General features: G+C 31.8%; 24 protein-coding genes. 2 read left to right on the top strand and 22 right to left on the bottom strand.

All coding sequences use genetic code 11. The annotated features are described in order from the left end of the window. Window positions 1-36: 36 nt before the first annotated feature. From RR554_RS06310 to RR554_RS06295, 4 genes are all read right to left on the bottom strand, one after another. Window positions 37-495: a hypothetical protein gene (locus RR554_RS06310; protein ID WP_332462385.1), complete on the bottom strand. Its 459-nt coding sequence runs from the start codon at window positions 493-495 to the stop codon at window positions 37-39. A 109-nt stretch (window positions 496-604) separates the two neighbouring features. Further along, window positions 605-958 carry a thioesterase family protein gene (locus RR554_RS06305; RefSeq protein ID WP_332467644.1) on the bottom strand — a complete coding sequence of 118 codons (354 nt, stop codon included), beginning with the start codon at window positions 956-958 and terminating at the stop codon, window positions 605-607. After that, window positions 951-2,171 carry a CCA tRNA nucleotidyltransferase gene (locus RR554_RS06300; protein WP_332467643.1) on the bottom strand — a complete coding sequence of 407 codons (1,221 nt, stop codon included), beginning with the start codon at window positions 2,169-2,171 and terminating at the stop codon, window positions 951-953. The genes RR554_RS06305 and RR554_RS06300 overlap by 8 nt, the downstream gene beginning before the upstream one ends. After that, window positions 2,168-2,533, bottom strand: coding sequence for a nucleotide pyrophosphohydrolase (locus RR554_RS06295; RefSeq protein WP_332462382.1), 366 nt, complete (start codon window positions 2,531-2,533; stop codon window positions 2,168-2,170). The genes RR554_RS06300 and RR554_RS06295 overlap by 4 nt, the downstream gene beginning before the upstream one ends. 142 nt (window positions 2,534-2,675) lie before the next feature. On the opposite strand from RR554_RS06295, the gene RR554_RS06290 reads away from it, so the two are divergent. Continuing rightward, on the top strand, window positions 2,676-3,560 hold the full coding sequence (locus RR554_RS06290; RefSeq protein WP_332467642.1) for a YitT family protein: 885 nt from the start codon (window positions 2,676-2,678) through the stop codon (window positions 3,558-3,560). Window positions 3,561-3,709: 149 nt separating this feature from the next. On the opposite strand, the gene RR554_RS06285 is transcribed toward RR554_RS06290, so the two are convergent. The 10 genes from RR554_RS06285 to RR554_RS06240 form a co-directional block, all read right to left on the bottom strand. Next, window positions 3,710-4,249, bottom strand: coding sequence for a YpiB family protein (locus tag RR554_RS06285; RefSeq protein WP_332462380.1), 540 nt, complete (start codon window positions 4,247-4,249; stop codon window positions 3,710-3,712). A gap of 4 nt (window positions 4,250-4,253) precedes the next feature. Further along, window positions 4,254-5,507 (bottom strand): tetratricopeptide repeat protein, encoded by a 1,254-nt coding sequence (locus RR554_RS06280; protein ID WP_332462379.1) that lies wholly within the window; start codon window positions 5,505-5,507, stop codon window positions 4,254-4,256. 21 nt (window positions 5,508-5,528) lie between these two features. Further along, window positions 5,529-6,596, bottom strand: a complete 1,068-nt coding sequence (locus RR554_RS06275; protein WP_332467641.1) for a hypothetical protein — start codon at window positions 6,594-6,596, stop codon at window positions 5,529-5,531. Window positions 6,597-6,645: 49 nt separating this feature from the next. Further along, entirely contained in the window at window positions 6,646-6,888 is a 243-nt protein-coding gene (locus tag RR554_RS06270; RefSeq protein WP_332462377.1) for a GlsB/YeaQ/YmgE family stress response membrane protein, read from the bottom strand. An 82-nt stretch (window positions 6,889-6,970) separates the two neighbouring features. Continuing rightward, on the bottom strand, window positions 6,971-7,759 hold the full coding sequence (locus RR554_RS06265; RefSeq protein ID WP_332467640.1) for a C39 family peptidase: 789 nt from the start codon (window positions 7,757-7,759) through the stop codon (window positions 6,971-6,973). 10 nt (window positions 7,760-7,769) lie between these two features. Then, window positions 7,770-8,132: a flagellar export chaperone FliS gene (gene fliS / locus RR554_RS06260; protein ID WP_332462375.1), complete on the bottom strand. Its 363-nt coding sequence runs from the start codon at window positions 8,130-8,132 to the stop codon at window positions 7,770-7,772. 14 nt (window positions 8,133-8,146) lie between these two features. Next, entirely contained in the window at window positions 8,147-8,482 is a 336-nt protein-coding gene (locus RR554_RS06255) for a hypothetical protein (protein ID WP_332462374.1), read from the bottom strand. A gap of 18 nt (window positions 8,483-8,500) precedes the next feature. Beyond that, entirely contained in the window at window positions 8,501-9,955 is a 1,455-nt protein-coding gene (fliD, locus tag RR554_RS06250) for a flagellar filament capping protein FliD (RefSeq protein WP_332462373.1), read from the bottom strand. Window positions 9,956-9,960: 5 nt separating this feature from the next. Next, window positions 9,961-10,341, bottom strand: a complete 381-nt coding sequence (locus RR554_RS06245; RefSeq protein ID WP_332462372.1) for a flagellar protein FlaG — start codon at window positions 10,339-10,341, stop codon at window positions 9,961-9,963. 77 nt (window positions 10,342-10,418) lie between these two features. Beyond that, entirely contained in the window at window positions 10,419-11,555 is a 1,137-nt protein-coding gene (locus tag RR554_RS06240; protein ID WP_332462371.1) for a flagellin N-terminal helical domain-containing protein, read from the bottom strand. 200 nt (window positions 11,556-11,755) lie between these two features. On the opposite strand from RR554_RS06240, the gene RR554_RS06235 reads away from it, so the two are divergent. Then, complete coding sequence (locus tag RR554_RS06235) at window positions 11,756-12,304, top strand: DUF1510 family protein (RefSeq protein WP_332467639.1); 549 nt, start codon at window positions 11,756-11,758, stop codon at window positions 12,302-12,304. Window positions 12,305-12,334: 30 nt separating this feature from the next. On the opposite strand, the gene RR554_RS06230 is transcribed toward RR554_RS06235, so the two are convergent. From RR554_RS06230 to RR554_RS06195, 8 genes are all read right to left on the bottom strand, one after another. Next, complete coding sequence (locus RR554_RS06230) at window positions 12,335-13,294, bottom strand: flagellin N-terminal helical domain-containing protein (RefSeq protein ID WP_332467638.1); 960 nt, start codon at window positions 13,292-13,294, stop codon at window positions 12,335-12,337. Window positions 13,295-13,298: 4 nt separating this feature from the next. Then, window positions 13,299-14,819 (bottom strand): flagellar hook-associated protein FlgK, encoded by a 1,521-nt coding sequence (gene flgK / locus RR554_RS06225; protein WP_332462368.1) that lies wholly within the window; start codon window positions 14,817-14,819, stop codon window positions 13,299-13,301. Between the two features lie 66 nt (window positions 14,820-14,885). After that, window positions 14,886-15,248 (bottom strand): flagellar protein FlgN, encoded by a 363-nt coding sequence (locus tag RR554_RS06220; RefSeq protein WP_332462367.1) that lies wholly within the window; start codon window positions 15,246-15,248, stop codon window positions 14,886-14,888. Then, window positions 15,235-15,534, bottom strand: coding sequence for a flagellar biosynthesis anti-sigma factor FlgM (locus RR554_RS06215; protein ID WP_332462366.1), 300 nt, complete (start codon window positions 15,532-15,534; stop codon window positions 15,235-15,237). The genes RR554_RS06220 and RR554_RS06215 overlap by 14 nt, the downstream gene beginning before the upstream one ends. A 205-nt stretch (window positions 15,535-15,739) precedes the next feature. Further along, a complete protein-coding gene (gene fliY / locus RR554_RS06210) occupies window positions 15,740-16,783 on the bottom strand; it encodes a flagellar motor switch phosphatase FliY (protein ID WP_332462365.1) in 1,044 nt (347 codons plus the stop codon). Between the two features lie 2 nt (window positions 16,784-16,785). Beyond that, entirely contained in the window at window positions 16,786-17,784 is a 999-nt protein-coding gene (gene fliM / locus RR554_RS06205; RefSeq protein WP_332462364.1) for a flagellar motor switch protein FliM, read from the bottom strand. Further along, complete coding sequence (locus RR554_RS06200) at window positions 17,781-18,191, bottom strand: chemotaxis protein CheW (protein ID WP_332462363.1); 411 nt, start codon at window positions 18,189-18,191, stop codon at window positions 17,781-17,783. Before RR554_RS06200 ends, fliM begins: the two co-directional genes overlap by 4 nt. A 25-nt stretch (window positions 18,192-18,216) precedes the next feature. Beyond that, a complete protein-coding gene (locus tag RR554_RS06195; protein WP_332462362.1) occupies window positions 18,217-18,579 on the bottom strand; it encodes a response regulator in 363 nt (120 codons plus the stop codon). Window positions 18,580-18,595 lie beyond the last annotated feature (16 nt).

Here is an 18,595-nt window from a genome sequence, read left to right as displayed (position 1 = left end):
AAGAGAAAACCATTTTTTTGGTTTTCTCTTTTTTGCTTAAAATTTATCTGCGTATACTTCTGTTACTGTTTTTTCTGCGTCAATCACGATGTATAATTTATTATCTGATGATACTTTAGTTGTTTGATAAACATTGTCTAAACCTTCTTGACCTGGTGTTGCTTTGTCTTTGTATGGGAAATAAATAAGGTCACTTGTGTTATCATCAAAGTTTGTTGACATTTTTTCAATATCTTGATATTTAACTGCACGAGAGAACATACCTGATTCTAAACCGCCTGTGTTAATATCATCTGTTTGAACGTGATCTGCTTCTTGATTAATTTCGATTTTTAATCCTTCACATGGACGAATCTTTTGGAAATCACTTCCATTGATTCTACCGTAACTTGTTGTTACTTTACTAATCCATAAATCACCGATATATTCACGATTAATAGACCAAGTTTCACCGTTTCTAAAATAGAATTTGAAGCTGCTCATTTCTTTTGACATCTATGATCTCCTCTTTCCTATCAAGCTTAATTGATTACTACTCACACAGTATATCATTTTTTTATTGAAAAATAAATAAGTTAATTAAAATTTTCACAAATTAAAATTATTACTTTATGTGAGATAAAAAAGATGCTACATTAACCACTGCTCGATTATGATTACCATAACCGATTTTTTTATCCCCATCAAACATTTCGAACTGAAATGCTATTTTTTTCCCGTCTTGTTCTTTGATTTCTGACACTACTTTAATTTTCGACCCTACAAGAGATGCTTTAATATGATGAAATTCAATAAACGTTCCAACTGTTGTCTCTCCGTCTTTTAAAAAGTCATAACAAGCTTCCATACACGTGTTTTCAGCCATCGCAATTGCACTTGGCGTTGCTAATACTTCAAGTGTTCCAGAACCCATCTCTTGAGCCGTATTATCTGTCGTTACATCAAAAAATTTAGTCATTTTCTTTCACTCTCTTTCTGATAGCTTTAGCTTCTTTAAGCAACTCTTCTTTATTATTAACAATTATTCCGTGTAAAACCTTTTCTTCTAATTCAGATAACACGTCTCCTAACCACGGTCCAGGTTTTTCCTCTAAAAATGGGATAATGTCTTTTCCATTAACATGCATGTCCTTTATTGATTTAATAGGAAGCTCTTCATATCTTGACAGCACAATTGCTTTATTATGGCTTTTGCCTAAGATATTTCTTGCGTCCTCAACAAATGATATGACCTCAGATCCTGTTTGATATAAATCATCAACAGACCAGTCACTCGTTTTTCTTTTTCTTAATTGATGAACACCTACTTTGACAGACTGAATCATTTTATTGGATGATTTCCATTGTTTAAGTAATGCCGGTATGTCTTCTATCATTAAAAGATAACATAGTAATAGCCATGCTGTTTCTTCATCTTTAATTGTTTTACTCTCATCTAATTCTAAAAATCGTTCTAACTCGGCTTTTTTATTTTCTAATCCTGGGCAATAGTTAAAGCACTGTGTTTCAATAAATGCGGCTATTCCTTTGTTTCTATACTCACCTAAAAGTAATTTTATCCATTCAATGTAAATTCGCTCAATCGATATTTTTCCCAACAATGCTCGGTGTTCTTTTATTGCTTTTTTAGTTTCTTTTTCAAGGGTGAAATTTAACTGACTTGAAAAACGAAGACCTCTCATCATACGGAGTGCATCTTCATTAAATCTTTCCGAAGCATCACCTACAGCAACAATTTCTTTCTTGTTAATTGCGTCTATTCCATTAAACAAGTCAACAATTTCTCCATTTTTGTTCATGGCAAGTGCATTCATAGTAAAATCACGACGTTTTAAATCTTCTTCTAAGGATCTCACAAAAGTAACTTCATCTGGTCTACGATAATCCTGATACGTTGATTCTGTTCTAAAAGTTGTTATTTCATATTGCTCGTCTTCAAATAAGACCAAGACGGTTCCATGCTCAATACCAATATCAATCGTCTTTTTAAAAATATGCTTAATCTCTTCTGGAAAAGCACTTGTCGCGATATCTACATCATGAATTTGATGATTCAACATGATATCTCTGACACTTCCGCCAACAAAATAAGCTTCAAATCCAGCTTCTTCTATTTCATTAATGACAGGTAAGGCTTTTTTAAATTCTTGTGGTAAATTTTCAATAATCATTTGTTATTTTCCATTCTTTCATTATTTTCATCATCTTTTCTTTCAAAACGATAGTTGTCTCTTTGATTGAATTTAGCCATATTCTTTTTAAAAACTTCCGTTAAATCAATATCTAGAGCATTAGCCATTATAATAGTCGTTATTAAAACATCTCCTAATTCGTCTGCCACACTATTTGTTGGTTCAGATGCTTTCTTTTGTATTTCTCCGTAAGAATGATTGACCTCTCTTGCAAGCTCTCCAACTTCTTCAGCTAACTTTGCCACTTGAGATAATGGAGAAAAATAACCTTGCTTAAATTGATTGATATAATCATCCAATACCTGTTGCATCTCATCTAATCTTTTTATCTCTTCGTTCATTTAAAACAATCCTTTTTTTCTTTGTCAGTTATATCTTATAAAAGATAACATAAATTTTCAACTAGCTTTGCTTGTTGACCCATTTGGATAATGATAAGATAGCTTTGAGGAGTTTTTTATATTGAAATTAAGGAGTGGTAAAATGAAATTAAATAAACAAGTTTTTTTAGACATTTTCTTGATTTTTTTAGGTGCCAGTATCTATAGTTTTGGGCTAGTAACATTTAATATCCCAAATCAATTGGCAGAAGGTGGGGTAACAGGGCTTACCTTAATTATATACAACTGGACAGGATTTAACCCCGCGTATAGCACGCTTTTACTTAACATTCCACTTATATTAATCGGTTTAAAAATATTTGGTTTTAAATCATTAGTATATACTCTTGTCGGGACTTTTTCATTATCATTAAATATCTTAATTTGGCAACAGTTCAATATCGTTATTTCTGTAGAAAATGATTTACTTATCGCAGCACTCTTAGCCGGTTTATTTGGTGGTGTCGGGAGTGGTATTATCTATAAAATTGGTGGAACAACAGGTGGGACAGATATTGTCGCAAGGATTATCGAAAAAAACATTGGCTTAACAATGGGGCGTTCGATGTTAATCCTTGATATTATTGTTCTTCTTTTATCTCTCTCCTACTTATCATTAAAACAAATGATGTATACTTTAATTGCAGTCTTTGTTTTTAGTATTATTGTCGATTTTGTACAAGAAGGTAGCTACAGCGCTCGAGGTATTTTAATCATATCAGACAAAAACGATATAATCTCAAGTCGCATTATGGATGAATTAGAACGTGGCTCTACTTATTTGAAATCAGAAGGTGCTTTTTCAAACATTGAAAGAAATATCATCTACTGCGTTGCTTCTCACCCAGAAATCAACACAATTAAAGACATCTGCAAAGAAGAAGACCCAAAAGCTTTTATTTCCATCTTGACAGTTAATGAAGTATTAGGAGAAGGTTTCTCTTATGAAAAAATGAAAACTTTTAAAAGGAAACCAAAAGTAAAATAGACATTCTTTAGTAAAGTATTTCAAAATTAATTATGCGTTTTTTTTAATTAAAAAACTTAACTATTTGCTTGAATTCCTCATACGATAAAAATGAAATAAATAAAAAAAACAATTTTGCTATTCGAAAATGGAATAGCAAAATTATTTTTTTATTTACACTTTTTTAATTCTTGATATTTTTCTGATAAAGATAAAAATAATGCTTTGTCTTCTTTTTCTAACGCTTGATTAATTTCCTTTAATAAGGTATCAAGTTGATATTTCACGTCTTCATTTTTAAAATACGTATTTAATTCATTATCTATTGTTTCTTTCAACGTTTCATCCATTGGTTGATACTCATTTTCTTCTAAAACTGACAAAAAGTATTTGGATTGATACATCCCTTCAAATTTAACCTCAAAAAATAAAGTTTCCTTGCGGTTCAATCTAATTTCGTGAAATATTTGGTTGGCATCCTCTAATTTTATGCCTTGTTTTACCATCTCAATTCCACTTCCAGAAATGGTCTGATCAGTAATAACCAGGCCTCGAGGCGTAAAAAGAGCATCTTCAACAAATACAACCTTATTTAATAAAAATTCATGATTTAAAAGATAATTCAATATCCAATAGGCTTCTCTTGATTTAAGTGAAACTGATTGGATTAACCAATTGATAAATTTCTTTTTTTCAGCTAGTTCAATCATTTAATTACCACCGTTCATCTTCAAGTAAAGAGGCAATCTCAATATCTCCTGGCATCATTGTAATGTATTGATTTAGTAATTGAGTTGCCGCTTCAAGTTTTCCTTCTGCTCTTAAGAACAGTCCATAATCTCTAATAAAGTCAGGCTCACTTAGCAATGTTTCTTTAGCTTTTTCGTAATAGTCGCTTGCTTTTTCGAATTCTTCTAAACCATTATAAGCTTGAGCTAAAATCCAATCTGAGAAGGATTGATCTTTAATCTCTAAGGTTTCCATTAAGGTCACGACTTCTTCATAATCCTCTTCTTTAAGAAGTAATTCAGCTAATCTAATTTTGGAAAGGTCTGCATCAATTTCTAAAGAAATAACTTCTTCTAAATATTGTTTTGCTTGGTCTTTGTCCCCTAAATGATACGCTGTGTCAGAGGCTAGATGATATAGAGACACTTCATAAGGGTTTTGAGAAATCCCTTCTTCAATGATATCAAGTGCTTCTTCATGTAGTCCTTCATCAAATAAGATTTGAGCTAATGGATAATACACTTGATTAAATGTTTCATCCATAAATTTGACTTGTCTAAGCAACTCAATTGCACGTTCATTTTCTTCTAATTGATAAAAGGTTAAAGCTAATTGGAATAATCTTTCAACTGTTTCTTCTTCTTCAATCGCTTTTTCTAAATGTGCCACGGCATGTTCAAAGTCACCAATTCTGGAAAGAGCCACACCAATTCGTTCGTCTAAAGAAATAGGTGATTCATTGGATTTAAAGACTGTTTTTAGGTCTTCATACACATCGATCGCTTTTAAGTAGTCTTCATTTGAAAAATACAATTCTGCTAATGACAAATCAAGTAAGGGTTCCTCAGGTAAATATTTTTTAGCTTGCTTTAATTTTTGCTCACTGACTTCTGGAATATTTAACAACTGATAAATATCTGCTTGTGTTATTAAACTTTGAGCATACAACTCACTTGTTTCTTCAATTGATTCTAAATGAGTAAAGGCTTTTTCTAAATCATCATTTTCAATAGCAATTTCAGCTAATGAAATTTTTAGTGTTTCTTCTTCAGGAAACTCTTCAAATAATTTTTCGTATAACGTTTCTGATTCTTCAATAAATCCTAGCTGAAATAAGTTATCAGCTAATTGTAATCTTTCTTCTGCTAAGTCTTCAACTTGAGCTTTTTCAAAAGCTAATTGAGCCTCAATCAAATCACCATCTGATAATGCTTGTAACATTTTTTTACTATTTGACATATTTTCTTACCTCAATCATTATTATTTAAAATTACGATACACATCAATCACTTGATACATCTCTTCAATTGTTGGTATCTCTTTTATTTGTACTGATCCAATTGCTTCAACTTGCTCTATCTCTTCATACCTTACTAGTTCATTAACAATGCTTTCAGCTAAGTCATACGTTATCATCTGATTTGGTAACGATAGATCAAGCCCAACAATACCTTCAAACCATCGATAAAACTTATTAAAATCAAAGTTAATTTCATTACTCATTATTCCCCATAATGTTTGGAGCAAAAAACCAATATACATCTTTTGATTTCTAGATAAATAATGAGATTCTCTCAATCGATAAAAACTTTGCGACACTGCTAAGCCGTATGGAACCAATGTCTCTTTCTCACTTTGTAAAATTTCAATAATTGATTTCAAAAAGGGGGAAAACGCCGCATGTTTTTCAGATTTTGAGGCTTGATATAACTCCGCGAGTAACTCTTTTTGATACAATATGCCAAGTTTAACAAGAGAATAAAAGTCTGTCGCCCAGGAATCAATTGGTTCTAATTCATTCAACATTGTATCGTAAACAACTCTTTCTGGCAAAGCAAATTGTTCCATGGTCATGCCTAAAGAGTGATTTAATAAATAACTGTGACCATTTAAAGCATGAATAAAGCCAGTCATCGTTGTTGGAACGTAGATAAACCGTGATACAAATGGAGAATTTTTCTCAATGACTCCACATAAATGATAAACACCTTCATTTCCTGCACCAAATATGACTGTTTCTTTAGGTATCTTCATTTCTTCTATAAACGATATAATTTTTTGGAACATTTCAATAGAATTAATTCCTGAATTATTCGGACAAATGTACCAATGATACTGACCTTTTTTTTCAAAAATATTAGTTAATTTTTCATAGTATCGTTCATAAAAAGGTTGAGTTGAAATAAATAGAACACTTGGAGCTTCTTTAAGCTCTACAAAACTTTCTTTTAAAAGTAATCTATTTAGTGATTCTGCATAAATAATTTGAGATATTTCGTTATTTTTAAATAATTCTGCTCTCAATAAAATCACCTTCTTTTCATTCATAGTTTACCATAAATAACCTCATAAAAAAAAAGATCAAATCAATGATCTTTTATCTTCTTGTAAAAATAGAAACAACAGCTACCACAATAACAGCACCAAGAATTGAAGGTACAATAGCCATGCCAGCTATGTGTCCACCCCAATCAGCTCCAAATAGTTTATGTCCAACTGATGAGCCTACAAGTCCAGCAATAATATTAAATACGCACCCTTTTGGATTTTTCTTATCCACTAAAGAACCTGCAATAGCACCAATAACTGCGCCTACAATTAACACCCAAATCCAGTACATTAAATGACCTCCATTCTTGTTTTAACTATCTCTATTTTAAAGGAAAGATAAAAAAATAGTCAAGACTTATCTTAGTCCATGACTATCTCATCATTTTTTCTATATATAAACTTTGGCTACCCATTTTTGTATAAATTTGATTAAACGTGTGCTTATCAACTCGTACTTCCTTACCATAAGCGTCATTTAAGAAAACTTGCTTAGCATCAAATCCCGTGATAACTGCAGCATGATGTTTAAATGTCACTTGTTTAACACCATTTCGAGTTTGCCAATCCATAAAATCTTTTTCTGTTGGTACAGTGTAATCAATTGTCACAACAACCCAAATCGGTGTTCCTTCTTTAACTAAAGATAGCAGTTCATCCATGGATAAACCACTACTATTAACAACTTCATGTGTCTTTTCCACGTGTTTTTTTGCTAATTTTTCAATTGGTCCAACATTAACGCCAGTACCAGCTTTTTGTCCAGTGGCATCACCAACAAAGCCACTATCAGGATCACCTAAATAGCCAGCAGCATCTTGATAAGGCTCTTTGTCAATTGCTTCTTGCAACTGATTTTTATCATACTCAAATTGATAATAATGAAGCAGCATACTTAATGCTGTTACTTCACATCCATATTTTAATGAAGGTTCACTCATTTGATTTATCAACGGAACTGGTAATTTATAATAATCTTCTTCGGCAATTTTTATATCAGACTGATTCCTACCGATTAATAAATCATTTGATTTAACAAAACTAGGTTCTTCAATTTCTGGCTTTACTGAAGCAAAGGCAATAATCTTTTTTAATCCTAAAAAAACAGCAAAAATAATAACTAGCGTTAACGAATACATTAACAACTTATTTTTCTTTTTCATTACTACACCCTCACAACGAGCGCCAAGTATCAACTAATTCTTCTAACATATGTTGAACCATTTCTAGTTTTTCTTTGTCTTTATTGATATTGGCTTGAATTAATTGATTGTACATAAAATCATATAAATCATTTAATTGATGAGAAATATCACTACCTGGAATTTGTTGGATAGACATTTTTAACTCTAAAATGATTTCTTGGACTTTAATTAAATGAGCATTAGATTGTTCATGACTTTGCTTTTCTAAATGATAAATCCCCACTTTTAAATGTTTAATACCTGCCTCAAATAGCATTTCTATTAATCTTTTAGGCGAAGCTGTCAAAATCTGATTATTTAAATAGGCAGTATTCCCTTTATTGTAACTCATGTGTCACCTCCTGTTTAAAAATCTTTATCGATAAAATAAGAATCAGAAAAATCATACACATACTGATTTTTCATTCGATGAGCTTGGTTAAGTTGGTTTATTTTTTGGAAGAATTCCTGTTTTTCAATCGCTAAGTATTCAATCATCTTTCTTGTTTTAACTAGCAATTGTTCTAAGCGGCAGTTTTCCATTTCAGATAAATTTCTTTCTGATAGACTTTGGTACTTTTTCATTAAGTCATCATTTTCTGCTAAAATTTTAAATGCTTGCTCCATGGAACCATCCCAACTCAAGACATTTCTTAACATTTCCTGTACTAATACCTCTGAAAATTTTGTTGTTTCTAACAAAAGATTGTCACTCCCTCATTATCTGGCAGCAAAAGAATCCATTTGGCTTTGCAAATAAGCCATTTGCGCTTCTGCATTCATCATTACTTGATCAAGTTTAGTAAATGTTCTAACATAGTAATCTTTTTTCTTATCAATTTTAACATTGAAGCGTTTAATACGTTCGTCAATGTCTTTCATATTACTTTCTAAGGTTTCTGCTTTTGATTTGAAAACACCTTTTTTACCCTTTGTATCATCGAGATATTCATTCATCAATTCTTTTAATTTAACCGTATAACCAACTTCGGTTTTTTCAAACTCGCTTGTTGTTGTCCCATCAGGATGTGTGACTTCTTTCATTTCTTTTGTTTCATGGTAAAAGAAGTTTTGAACAGACTCAGGGTCTTTTTTAAGTGCTTCTTTAAATTTCGCTTCATCAAAGCTAATTTTTGAGGTTTTATCTTTACTCTCAATTCCTAATTGCATAGGCGTGATAATATCAGTCTTATCATTCTCACCAGGTGAACCTGTCATCATGAAGCGTAAACTTGATTGAAGTCTCATTAATGAGCCATCCCCATTTAATGTTCCAGCTTTATTATCTTTTTTACTTGGGTCTCCAATAGACAACTTTTCTGATACAAAATCCATCACATTATTATATTGGTCCACAAAATCTTTCACAGCTGATGTTAATTTTTCTGTATCTGTTTTTAAACTTAAGTTAACATTTTCTTTTGTTTCACCTAATAAATGAATCGTCACATTTTCAATCACATCATTAATTTCGTTTGATGAGCGAATAACTTCCATGCCATCAACTGTAAACTTAGCATTTTGACCTTTTGTGTACTTAGCAGAATCAGCATCTAAACCAAGTTCATTTAGCAATGTTCCAGTGACTTCAAAATCTGTTTCCCCAGTTTCATTTTGAGTTAATACTAGGCGATTATTAATTAACGCAGCTTTAATACCTGTCTCTTTTGATTCCTGATTAATTTTATTGGTAATTTCTTTTAAGCTATCCTTCTCTTCAACAGAAATTGTTATAGTTTCACCGTTTTTAGAATTGAACGCTAAATTTCCTGAAAGTTTCATTTCATCATAAATTGATTTATCACCTAATGAGTTAATCTCACCTGATGTTAATTTTGTCGATGTCGCTAAACGCTCCACTGTTACTTGATAGTTTTCTTCATCTGCCAAATCATTTGATGTGATTTTTACTTTTTCAGGATGAGAACTAGATGTTATCTTAGTATTAAATGTTTCATTTTTTTGTAGTTTCTCTAAATTACTAAATAGGGTATTTAATCTTAGACGAATATCTTTCCAAGCATTTTGTTGTTCACCCATTTTAGATTTTCTTAAGTTCATTTTTGTTAATGGAACAGATTCTGCTTCAATTAATTTATCAATTTCTTTTGATGTTATTCCAGAATAAGTTCCTAGTGTAGAACTAATCCCTGATGCACTTCCGACACTTGCCATTTAACTCATCCTTTCTTATTAACGATAATCCCAACCATTTCCCAGATATTTGCAATGGAGTCTAACATTTTTTCAGATGGTATTTCTCTGATAACCTCTTCTGTTTTTATATCAACTAATGTAATGATTGTTTTCTTCGTTGATTCATGAACTTTGTATGTCAGTTTGGCACCTTTACCTAACAAATGTTTATTAGACTGGTCTATAACTTTTTGTAACTGTACTTGACTATAATTTGATAAGGTTCCTGGTGTATACTCATTGCCTTCTGGATCTTTAATCTTTTTATTCTTTACTGTTATATCTGATGGATTATCAACTTGTTTCGTCATTTCTTTTTGTTCATTTACCATTCTGTAAAGAACACTATGGTTATTAATATCCAACCCTAACACTCCTTGTCGCCAACTATTAAATTACCAAATAAAAGCCGACCAAGAAAGTCGGCTTTTAAATGAAGTTATTAACCTTGTAATAATGAAAGAACGCTTTGTGGCATTGCGTTTGCTTGAGCTAACATTGAAGTAGCTGCTTGTGATAAGATGTTACTCTTAGTGAATGACATCATTTCTTCAGCCATGTCAACGTCTCTAATACGAGAGTTAGCTTCAGTTAAGTTTTCTTGAGTTGTAGATAAGTTATTGATTGTGTGAGTTAGGCGGTTTTGTACAGCACCTAAGTCAGAACGAGCGCTAGAAACTGTAGCTTTAGCTTCGTCTAATTTATTGATTGCTTCATCAGCACTATCAGCATTAGATAAATCTAGTTCATCTAAACCTAATGTTTTAGAATCCATTTTACCGATACTTACACTGATTTTTTCACCAGAGTTAGCACCAACGTGGAAGCTTAATTTTTTGTTAGCATCTCCAGCAGTAGTTGTAGCTTTAGCAACAACTGTATCAGCAGTTATTGTTTCTGTAGAAGTCGCTTTTGCTTTGTCAGTTACAGCGATTTTACCAACAACACTACCTTTAAGATCTTTGATTGTATAACTTCCATCTTTTTCAGCGGCTACAGTATGATCTTTTACTGTAAATACAACAGCCTTATCTGCTTCTTTTTCTGCTTTGATTTCTAAATCTCCAGCTTTAAGTTTTGAATTGTTGCTGATTGTAACTGAAGAGATAAAATCATCGCCAGCTGTTTCAACTTTAGCTGCTGTTTTAGCTGCTGAATCAAATGATCCATCTAATAATGTTTTTTGGTTAAAGTTAGTAGTATCAGCAATACGAGTAACTTCTTCTTTTAATGCAGAAAATTCTTTGTTGATTTCAGCACGGTCTTGGTCACCTAAAGTACCAGTAGCACCTTGAGAAGCTAAGTCACGCATACGGTTAACGATTTCGTGTGTTTCGTTTAATGCGCCTTCAGCTGTTTGGATTAAAGAAATTCCGTCTTGAGCGTTACGTACAGCTTGTTTTAATCCACTGATTTGGCCTTTCATTTTTTCTGAAATTGCAAGACCCGCTGCATCATCACCTGCACGGTTGATACGGAATCCTGAAGATAATTTTGCTAATGAATTGCTTTTTGAAGCATTAGCTGATGTTAAACGTGAATATGTGTTTAACGCAGATACGTTTGTGTTAATTCTCATTTTTTGTTTCCTCCTGAAATAAATATGTTTTGTTGAGGTCGCCCTCTGTTATATATATCGGTTCAATTTCTGATGAGTTAAATCTTTTTTACAACTTTTTTTTATTTTTATTAAAAAATAGATTCACAAACTAAAATATGATAAAATCAATGTATAAACATATAAAAAAGGAGAAAATCGCTATTAAATTTTTGGGAAAAATGTCGCATTGGATAAAAAATAATAAAAAGAAATTTTATTTAATAATTATTTGTTTTTGTTTTTTAATTCTATTAAAATCTTGGCTGATAAAACAAGATGAAACAAGATATTTGGAAATTGGTGGGCCTAAAATCACCTTAGATTCTTCACAAAGTAAATCAGCAAAGAAAAAATCAAAACCAAAAATAACAAAAACTAACGAAAGTATTGTTCAACTTGATAATTCCGATAAAAATATCATATCCACTTGGAAAAATACCCAGTGGAAACCTGTTGAAACAAAACAAGAGGAACCTCACTATACTAACTTTAATTCAGATAGTACTGATAGAATTGAAATGAAACAGGCCTTTTCAAATGCTTTAGCTATTGAAGACAAACTTATTGAAGAATGGTGGCTTGATAGTGTCAGTTCAAATGAAATTGTTGGTTATTTATCAAATAAATCAACGGACCAATATTTTAAGGTTCATCTGAGATGGCTTAAAGATAAAGGCTGGCAACCAACTGTTGCTTCTGAATTGATAAAATTACCTGATACCTACTAAAAAAACTTCACGAATTAACGTGAAGTTTTTTTATACGTAATCTAAGATACTTGTTTGCATGATTTTAGTCCCCATTGATAATGATGCTTGGTATGCTACCATTTGGTTAGCAAATTCCATGTACTTTTGAACCACATCAACGTCTTGTTTTTCTGAAAGAACTTCTTTTAAATTAATTGTTTCATTCTCATTTCGATCTTTAGCAGCTTCAAAACGGTTAGTTACCGTTCCGATTCTAGAACGAATATTAACAAAATTTTCAGTATGAACATCAACTTTAGCTAATAATTCATTTGAAAGTTTATCTTTATCATCGCTATTAATCGCTTTAATAACGTCTGTAAAAAAAGTACTCAAGTTTTCAGGATCAGCCTCTGTTCCTTCTTCTTTCATGAATAAACGGCCATCACTAATCAAATCAACCGTAACTCCTTTGGCAATAACTCGAGGTAAGTTTCCATCTTTTGGTGTGACAGTTCCATCTGGATTTTTAACATCTTTTGTTCCATTGTATTTAACTTCCACAATGTCACCGTCATTATCTTTAACAATTTCAAAAGGTGGTGTCTTAGTATTTTTTCCACCAAAAATATAGCGACCATCAAAGTTAGTATTTAAAGAGTCTACAATACCTTCAATTTCAGAAATAATTTCCTTTTTGTTAGCACCCATTTCAGCACTACCTTGAGTTCCTGTTGCGCTTGATTCAATTAACTGTCTAATTCGATGTAGTGAATCTGTTGCACTCTCAAGTGCTGAATCTTGTGTTTTCCCCCAAGCCATTGAATCCCCAATTGTTGAATTGTAATATTCATTTTGAGTTATTGAATCATTCATATTAATGATTTTAGCAAAAACTAGCGGGTTATCTGATGATTTACTGTATTCGGCAAATGAATTTAACTGGTCTTGATATTTTCTCAAGCGATTTAAATTATTGGCCATGTTTCGATTAAATTCTGTATAAATGGTTGAATTTGATACGCGCATTTAATTACACTCCTGTTCGATTGATTAGAGTATCTAGCATTTCAGAGACAACAGCAATCACTTTAGAATTTGCTTGGAATGCTCGTTGGAAGCGAATCACATCTGTCACTTCCTCGTTAACATTTACTCCAGAAATTGAATCTCTTCTTTGTTGCAATTGACTTAGTAAATACTCTTGGGAAATAACTTTATTATCAGCTTGCTGTTTAGAAATCCCATTTTTAGTTACAATATCCACAAAAGAACCTAAAAAGGTTAATCCACCTTCTTCATCCTTAAATGACATACTGCCTTTATCATATGAGCTAAAATCAGTAGGGTACTTCAATCTTGTGTCTTTAAGTTTTGAAATGGCTGTTGCACGAGACCCGTCCCCAACTTCAGAACCTGTTAAGTTTTCACCTGTGTTAATTTTTGATGGGTCTTTTCTAATTTCGTCAGTTACTTTTAAGTTCATTGCATAATTTTTATCTGTTCCTAAAGTAAAGAAGTTAGCTCCTTCACCATCATTTGAGTGAATTATATTAACAGAAGTCGCTAAATTAAAAACAAAATTATTTAATTCAGACATGCGATTATTAATATCTACCATAGATTCTTGTAATCCTTTTGACACACCACTTGTCATTTCTAACGGTTTGAAATTTGCTGGTGTCTCTTTTGAATCTGATATTAATATTTGACCCACTTCGTATTTTTCTGGTACAGAGACACGAGGGTTCAAAGAATCTCCACCTTCAGAGACCAAAGAATTACCTTTATCATCTTTTCCTACAACCACACTAATTGTTTTTAATTCGTTATGAGTTAGCACATTTTGATTATCAATTTTAATTGATACGCGCCCATATTTGTCAAAAGAAGTTTCTAATTTTGAAAAAGTAGCCAAATCTTCTAATATCATATCGCGTTGATCCAGTAAATCGTTTGGAATACTGCCATCATTTGACACTTTATAAATTTGACGATTAATAACATCTAACTGTTCAAGTTTGCCATTAAAATCAAGCGCACTTTTCTCAAGTACAGAAAGAGTATTGTGGGAGAGTTCGTCAATTTGTTTTGCCATATGATTAATTGTATCCGTTAAGATATTCCCATTTTCCAACACAATTGATTTAGCATTATCCATTTCTGGATTAGAACCTAATTTTGACCAAGAATCAAAATACGTTCCTAAGCTACTTGATAGCCCTTTATGAAGAGGTGTCTCATTAAAAATAACTTCTAATTGCCCTAAAATATCTGACTTTTGCTCGTATTGATGATATGAAGACGTTTCTTGTCTCATATTACCAATAACAAAATCATCTACTAAACGAGTGATTGAAGAAATTTTTACTCCTGTTCCGACTTGCCCTATACCTACTACATGATACGGGTTATCAGCTGACATATTAACTCGCTGTCTTGAATAACCGACTGTGTTGGCATTAGCAATATTATGTCCACTTGTTTCAAGTGCTTTTTGTTGAACGTTTAATCCTTTGTTAGCAGTACCCAGAGTTCCAAATAAACCAACCATAGTTATTCCTCCTTCCACTTTGTTGTGTATGTTTCGATGACTAGTCTCTTAATAAGAAGAAATTAATTACATCGAATGATTAATAAAGCCAAGATCTTCTTGTGACGATAATCTACCACTACTTGAGTAGGTTGAATTAGCTTTCTTTAAGCCAGAACCTACTGCTGACAAGAAACGATCATTAAATGCGATTGCTTGTTTTGTTAGGAGTAAATTATCATGTTGAACCTGTTTTATTTCACGAATTAGCTCTTTTTCTTCAGTAGAAGGCACACCTTTAAATGTATTTAAAGGCTCAACTAATTGTTCTTTTTGCTTTACGAGCTTTTCGATCTGAACACCATCATTTTTGATTAGTGCTTTCTTTTCTTTCTTTAATAGTCTAAGTAATTGTCTTAGACTACTTGCTAATGATTTATTCGTTTCCATAGTAATCCTTTTGTTCCTTTAATAGTTCGCTCATTTTATTAGTAATTGTTTCAGAAGACACTTCATATGTCCCCTCACTGATTGCTTTTTTTATTTCTGCTACTCTTTTTGAGCTTTCAGCGTTATCCACTTGGTTGTTTAAACGCATTTTTTTACTAGCTTTTGATAAATCTACTTCAACTGAATCTTTTTTCATTGTAAGTCCATTGTCTTTCTCTATCATATCGTGACCAGAGTTTGGTTGAAATGATTCGAAATACGATGTATATTGATTATTTATTTTCATAAAAATACGCTCCTTCTATAGATATTAGCGACCAGTCATCTACTTATACATAATAATTATCGGCAAAATCTCCACAGGATTAATAGCTTAAAAGCTCAATATCGCAATACTTTTCACTAATTATAGCTTAAATCTTTTTATAGTAAAAATAATCCAACTAATACAATAAAAAAAGAATAAGCCAGTCAATGACTTATTCAAAAAATTAATGTAAATTATTTAATCGTTGCTTTTGAGATAAGATGTTTGTGATTCGAATACCAAAGTTTTCATTAATAACTACAACTTCTCCACGAGCAATTAATTTACTGTTAACATATACTTCTAAAGGTTCATCAGTTAATTTATCAAGTTCGACAACTGAGCCGACACCTAAAGAAAGAATGTCTTTAATTGATTTTCTGCTATTTCCTAATACCACGCTAAAATCAAGAGGTACATCCATCAATAAATCTAAATTATCAATATTTGATTCTACCTTTTTATTTTCTAAATTAACAAATTCAGGTTGTTGAACACTGACTTTACTCATTTTTTCTCTAGTCAAGGTTTCTTTTTGGTTTATTTCTTCCGCCATAATTTCACGCCCTTCCAGAACTTCTGCAGTATCTTGGAGCATTGTATCAGAAATTTCTTGAACCATTTCTTGTGTGTAGATTTGCATGATTTCACTTTCAATCACACCTTCGACTGACAAGTCAAAAGAAATTTTACACACAACAGTTTCACTATCAATTCCTTTATATTCAACTGCTGCTTCATCTTTCCATAAATTTACTTCAGGTGGTAAAATATCAACTTTTTTCCCCATCATTGTTGCCATTGATGTGGATGCAGAACCAATCATTTGATTCATAGCTTCACCAACAGCACTTAATTCAAGTTCCGTAAATTCTGTATTGGTTGTATTGCCGTCCCCACCAATCATTAAATCAGCAATAATAATAGCATCTTCAACATTTAATAGTAATAAGTTACTACCTTCTAAACTTTCTTTAAATTCCACAACCGTTGAGACTTTAGGTGTAACCAATTCATCAAGAATCTGTTGGAATTTAACATAGCTCACTCTAGGTGTTGTTATCATTACACGTCGATTTAAAATTGAAGATAACGTTGTTGCTGCTTGTGACATTGAAATATTTCCCACTTCACCAATAATGTCACTAATGGTTTGATCAAAGGGGGCTAATGTTGTTGATTCATTCATCAATGAATCGATTTCTTTTTGAGATAATGCTTCACTCATTTTTAAGATTCTCCTTCTGAAAACTCTAGGATTTCAACTGCCAAAACGTCTTCTTTCTTGCCTGGCTTCACTAAACCAAAGAGTTGATTTTCAATATACATTTTTAGAGGTTCTGTAATCTTTTGATCTAAACTGATTGTATCGCCAACCTCAATTTGTGAAAAATCAGAAAGTGTCATTGTCGTTTTTCCTAAAAATGTTTCTAATTCTAAGTCAACTGACTCAATATTTTTTTGTAAATGATCGTTATCAGTTTTACTAAAGTTTTTATCTGAATCAAACCAATTTCTAAAACTTAATTTATCAATAATACCTTCAAAGAAAACATAAGGAACACATAAATTAATAAACGTATTTCTTTTAAAGATTGTTGCAGTAAAAGTCACAAGAACGACTGGTTCATTTGGTGACATATTTTGAAGAAGTTGCGGATTAGTATCCAAGCTATCTAGTTTGCTTTCAATATCCGTAATCTCTTTCCACGCATTTTCAAAAGCGGAGACAAAGGTTTTAAATATCTCTTCCAAAATGGCTATTTCAATGTCTGTAAAACTTTTCTTTTCAATTTCTTCATTTTTCAATATCTGCGCTTCACTTCCACCACAAAGCAGTTCAACAATCAACATACAAAGTTGTGGATTGATTTCTATCATTTGAATCCCGTTTAAAGGTGTTGAATGAAATAAGCCAAGTAATGTAAATTTAGGTATTGAATGAATAAATTCGTCATAACTAATTTGTTCAATAGATGCTAATTTTAAAGTCACGTTAGTTCTGATTTGAGTACTCAAATGATTTCCTGCATATTTAGAAAAATCTTCAAAAATCATAAATAATGTATTAATATACTCTTTTGAAAGTTTCGTAGGTCGCCTAAAATCATATGCTTTTACTTGACCGACGTCTTTTTCTTCTGATAATAAAGTGTCCTCGTCAATTTCACCATTACTCATCGCATTTAAAAGTGCATCTATTTCTTGTTGTGTTAGTACTTGTTTCAAATAGATCCCTCATTTTCAGTAAATATTGTCATAATGTCGATAATGTTGGTCAAGTTATCATTGATTGAAATAATACCTTCAATGTTATCGTCATTTTTCTTATCTAATAATTGAATATCTTCTTGATTCACCGTAAATACTCCAATGATTTCTTCAACAAGAATCCCAATTTTATTACTCTCATTTATGATAATAATTATATTTTTGTGTAAGCCATTATCTTCTTCTTCTAAAAATTTTGAAAAGTTAACAAGGGTCACAATCGTTCCTCTTAAATTTATTAAGCCCTCTATCCAAGGTTGTGCTTGAGGAACATGAAAAATTTTAGTGGATTTGATAATCTCTCCAACATTTTCTGTGCGAATACCATAATACTTACTATCTTTTGTAAAGACGATTAATTGCATTCTTTTCTCTCCTCAATGTCACATTTTAGACAGTCACTTTATCCAATGCTTTAATCACTCGATCACTATCAAATGGTTTAACGATAAAATCAACCGCACCAGCGCGAATAGCATCCATTACCATTGATTGTTGTCCCATAGCGCTACACATTAATACTTTTGCATTGGCATCAAAAGCTTTGATTTCTTTTAACGCTTCCACACCGTCCATCTCAGGCATAGTGATATCCATTGTCACTAAATCTGGTTGAGTGGCTTTATATTTTTCAATTGCTTCTAAGCCATTTTGAGCTTCATCTACAACCTCGTAACCATTTTTTTCTAAAATATCCTTTAGTTTCATTCTCATAAATACCGCATCATCTACTATTAATACTTTTTTCGCCATCTTAAATTCCCACTTT

Origin of the sequence: Vagococcus sp. (assembly GCF_036639995.1) — a bacterium.
Lineage (GTDB): Bacteria > Bacillota > Bacilli > Lactobacillales > Vagococcaceae > Vagococcus.
Note: the sequence above shows the minus strand (reverse complement) of the source record. Positions and strands in the feature narration are given on the sequence as shown.

What these genes read in the sequence shown, in the direction of transcription:
- RR554_RS06310 (WP_332462385.1), bottom strand. Translation starts at nt 495, where the DNA reads ATGTCAAAAGAAATGAGCAGCTTCAAATTCTATTTTAGAAACGGTGAA.
- RR554_RS06305 (WP_332467644.1), bottom strand. Translation starts at nt 958, where the DNA reads ATGACTAAATTTTTTGATGTAACGACAGATAATACGGCTCAAGAGATG.
- RR554_RS06300 (WP_332467643.1), bottom strand. Translation starts at nt 2,171, where the DNA reads ATGATTATTGAAAATTTACCACAAGAATTTAAAAAAGCCTTACCTGTC.
- RR554_RS06295 (WP_332462382.1), bottom strand. Translation starts at nt 2,533, where the DNA reads ATGAACGAAGAGATAAAAAGATTAGATGAGATGCAACAGGTATTGGAT.
- RR554_RS06290 (WP_332467642.1), top strand. Translation starts at nt 2,676, where the DNA reads ATGAAATTAAATAAACAAGTTTTTTTAGACATTTTCTTGATTTTTTTA.
- RR554_RS06285 (WP_332462380.1), bottom strand. Translation starts at nt 4,249, where the DNA reads ATGATTGAACTAGCTGAAAAAAAGAAATTTATCAATTGGTTAATCCAA.
- RR554_RS06280 (WP_332462379.1), bottom strand. Translation starts at nt 5,507, where the DNA reads ATGTCAAATAGTAAAAAAATGTTACAAGCATTATCAGATGGTGATTTG.
- RR554_RS06275 (WP_332467641.1), bottom strand. Translation starts at nt 6,596, where the DNA reads ATGAATGAAAAGAAGGTGATTTTATTGAGAGCAGAATTATTTAAAAAT.
- RR554_RS06270 (WP_332462377.1), bottom strand. Translation starts at nt 6,888, where the DNA reads ATGTACTGGATTTGGGTGTTAATTGTAGGCGCAGTTATTGGTGCTATT.
- RR554_RS06265 (WP_332467640.1), bottom strand. Translation starts at nt 7,759, where the DNA reads ATGAAAAAGAAAAATAAGTTGTTAATGTATTCGTTAACGCTAGTTATT.
- fliS (WP_332462375.1), bottom strand. Translation starts at nt 8,132, where the DNA reads ATGAGTTACAATAAAGGGAATACTGCCTATTTAAATAATCAGATTTTG.
- fliD (WP_332462373.1), bottom strand. Translation starts at nt 9,955, where the DNA reads ATGGCAAGTGTCGGAAGTGCATCAGGGATTAGTTCTACACTAGGAACT.
- RR554_RS06240 (WP_332462371.1), bottom strand. Translation starts at nt 11,555, where the DNA reads ATGAGAATTAACACAAACGTATCTGCGTTAAACACATATTCACGTTTA.
- RR554_RS06235 (WP_332467639.1), top strand. Translation starts at nt 11,756, where the DNA reads ATGTCGCATTGGATAAAAAATAATAAAAAGAAATTTTATTTAATAATT.
- RR554_RS06230 (WP_332467638.1), bottom strand. Translation starts at nt 13,294, where the DNA reads ATGCGCGTATCAAATTCAACCATTTATACAGAATTTAATCGAAACATG.
- flgK (WP_332462368.1), bottom strand. Translation starts at nt 14,819, where the DNA reads ATGGTTGGTTTATTTGGAACTCTGGGTACTGCTAACAAAGGATTAAAC.
- RR554_RS06220 (WP_332462367.1), bottom strand. Translation starts at nt 15,248, where the DNA reads ATGGAAACGAATAAATCATTAGCAAGTAGTCTAAGACAATTACTTAGA.
- RR554_RS06215 (WP_332462366.1), bottom strand. Translation starts at nt 15,534, where the DNA reads ATGAAAATAAATAATCAATATACATCGTATTTCGAATCATTTCAACCA.
- fliY (WP_332462365.1), bottom strand. Translation starts at nt 16,783, where the DNA reads ATGAGTGAAGCATTATCTCAAAAAGAAATCGATTCATTGATGAATGAA.
- RR554_RS06200 (WP_332462363.1), bottom strand. Translation starts at nt 18,191, where the DNA reads ATGCAATTAATCGTCTTTACAAAAGATAGTAAGTATTATGGTATTCGC.
- RR554_RS06195 (WP_332462362.1), bottom strand. Translation starts at nt 18,579, where the DNA reads ATGGCGAAAAAAGTATTAATAGTAGATGATGCGGTATTTATGAGAATG.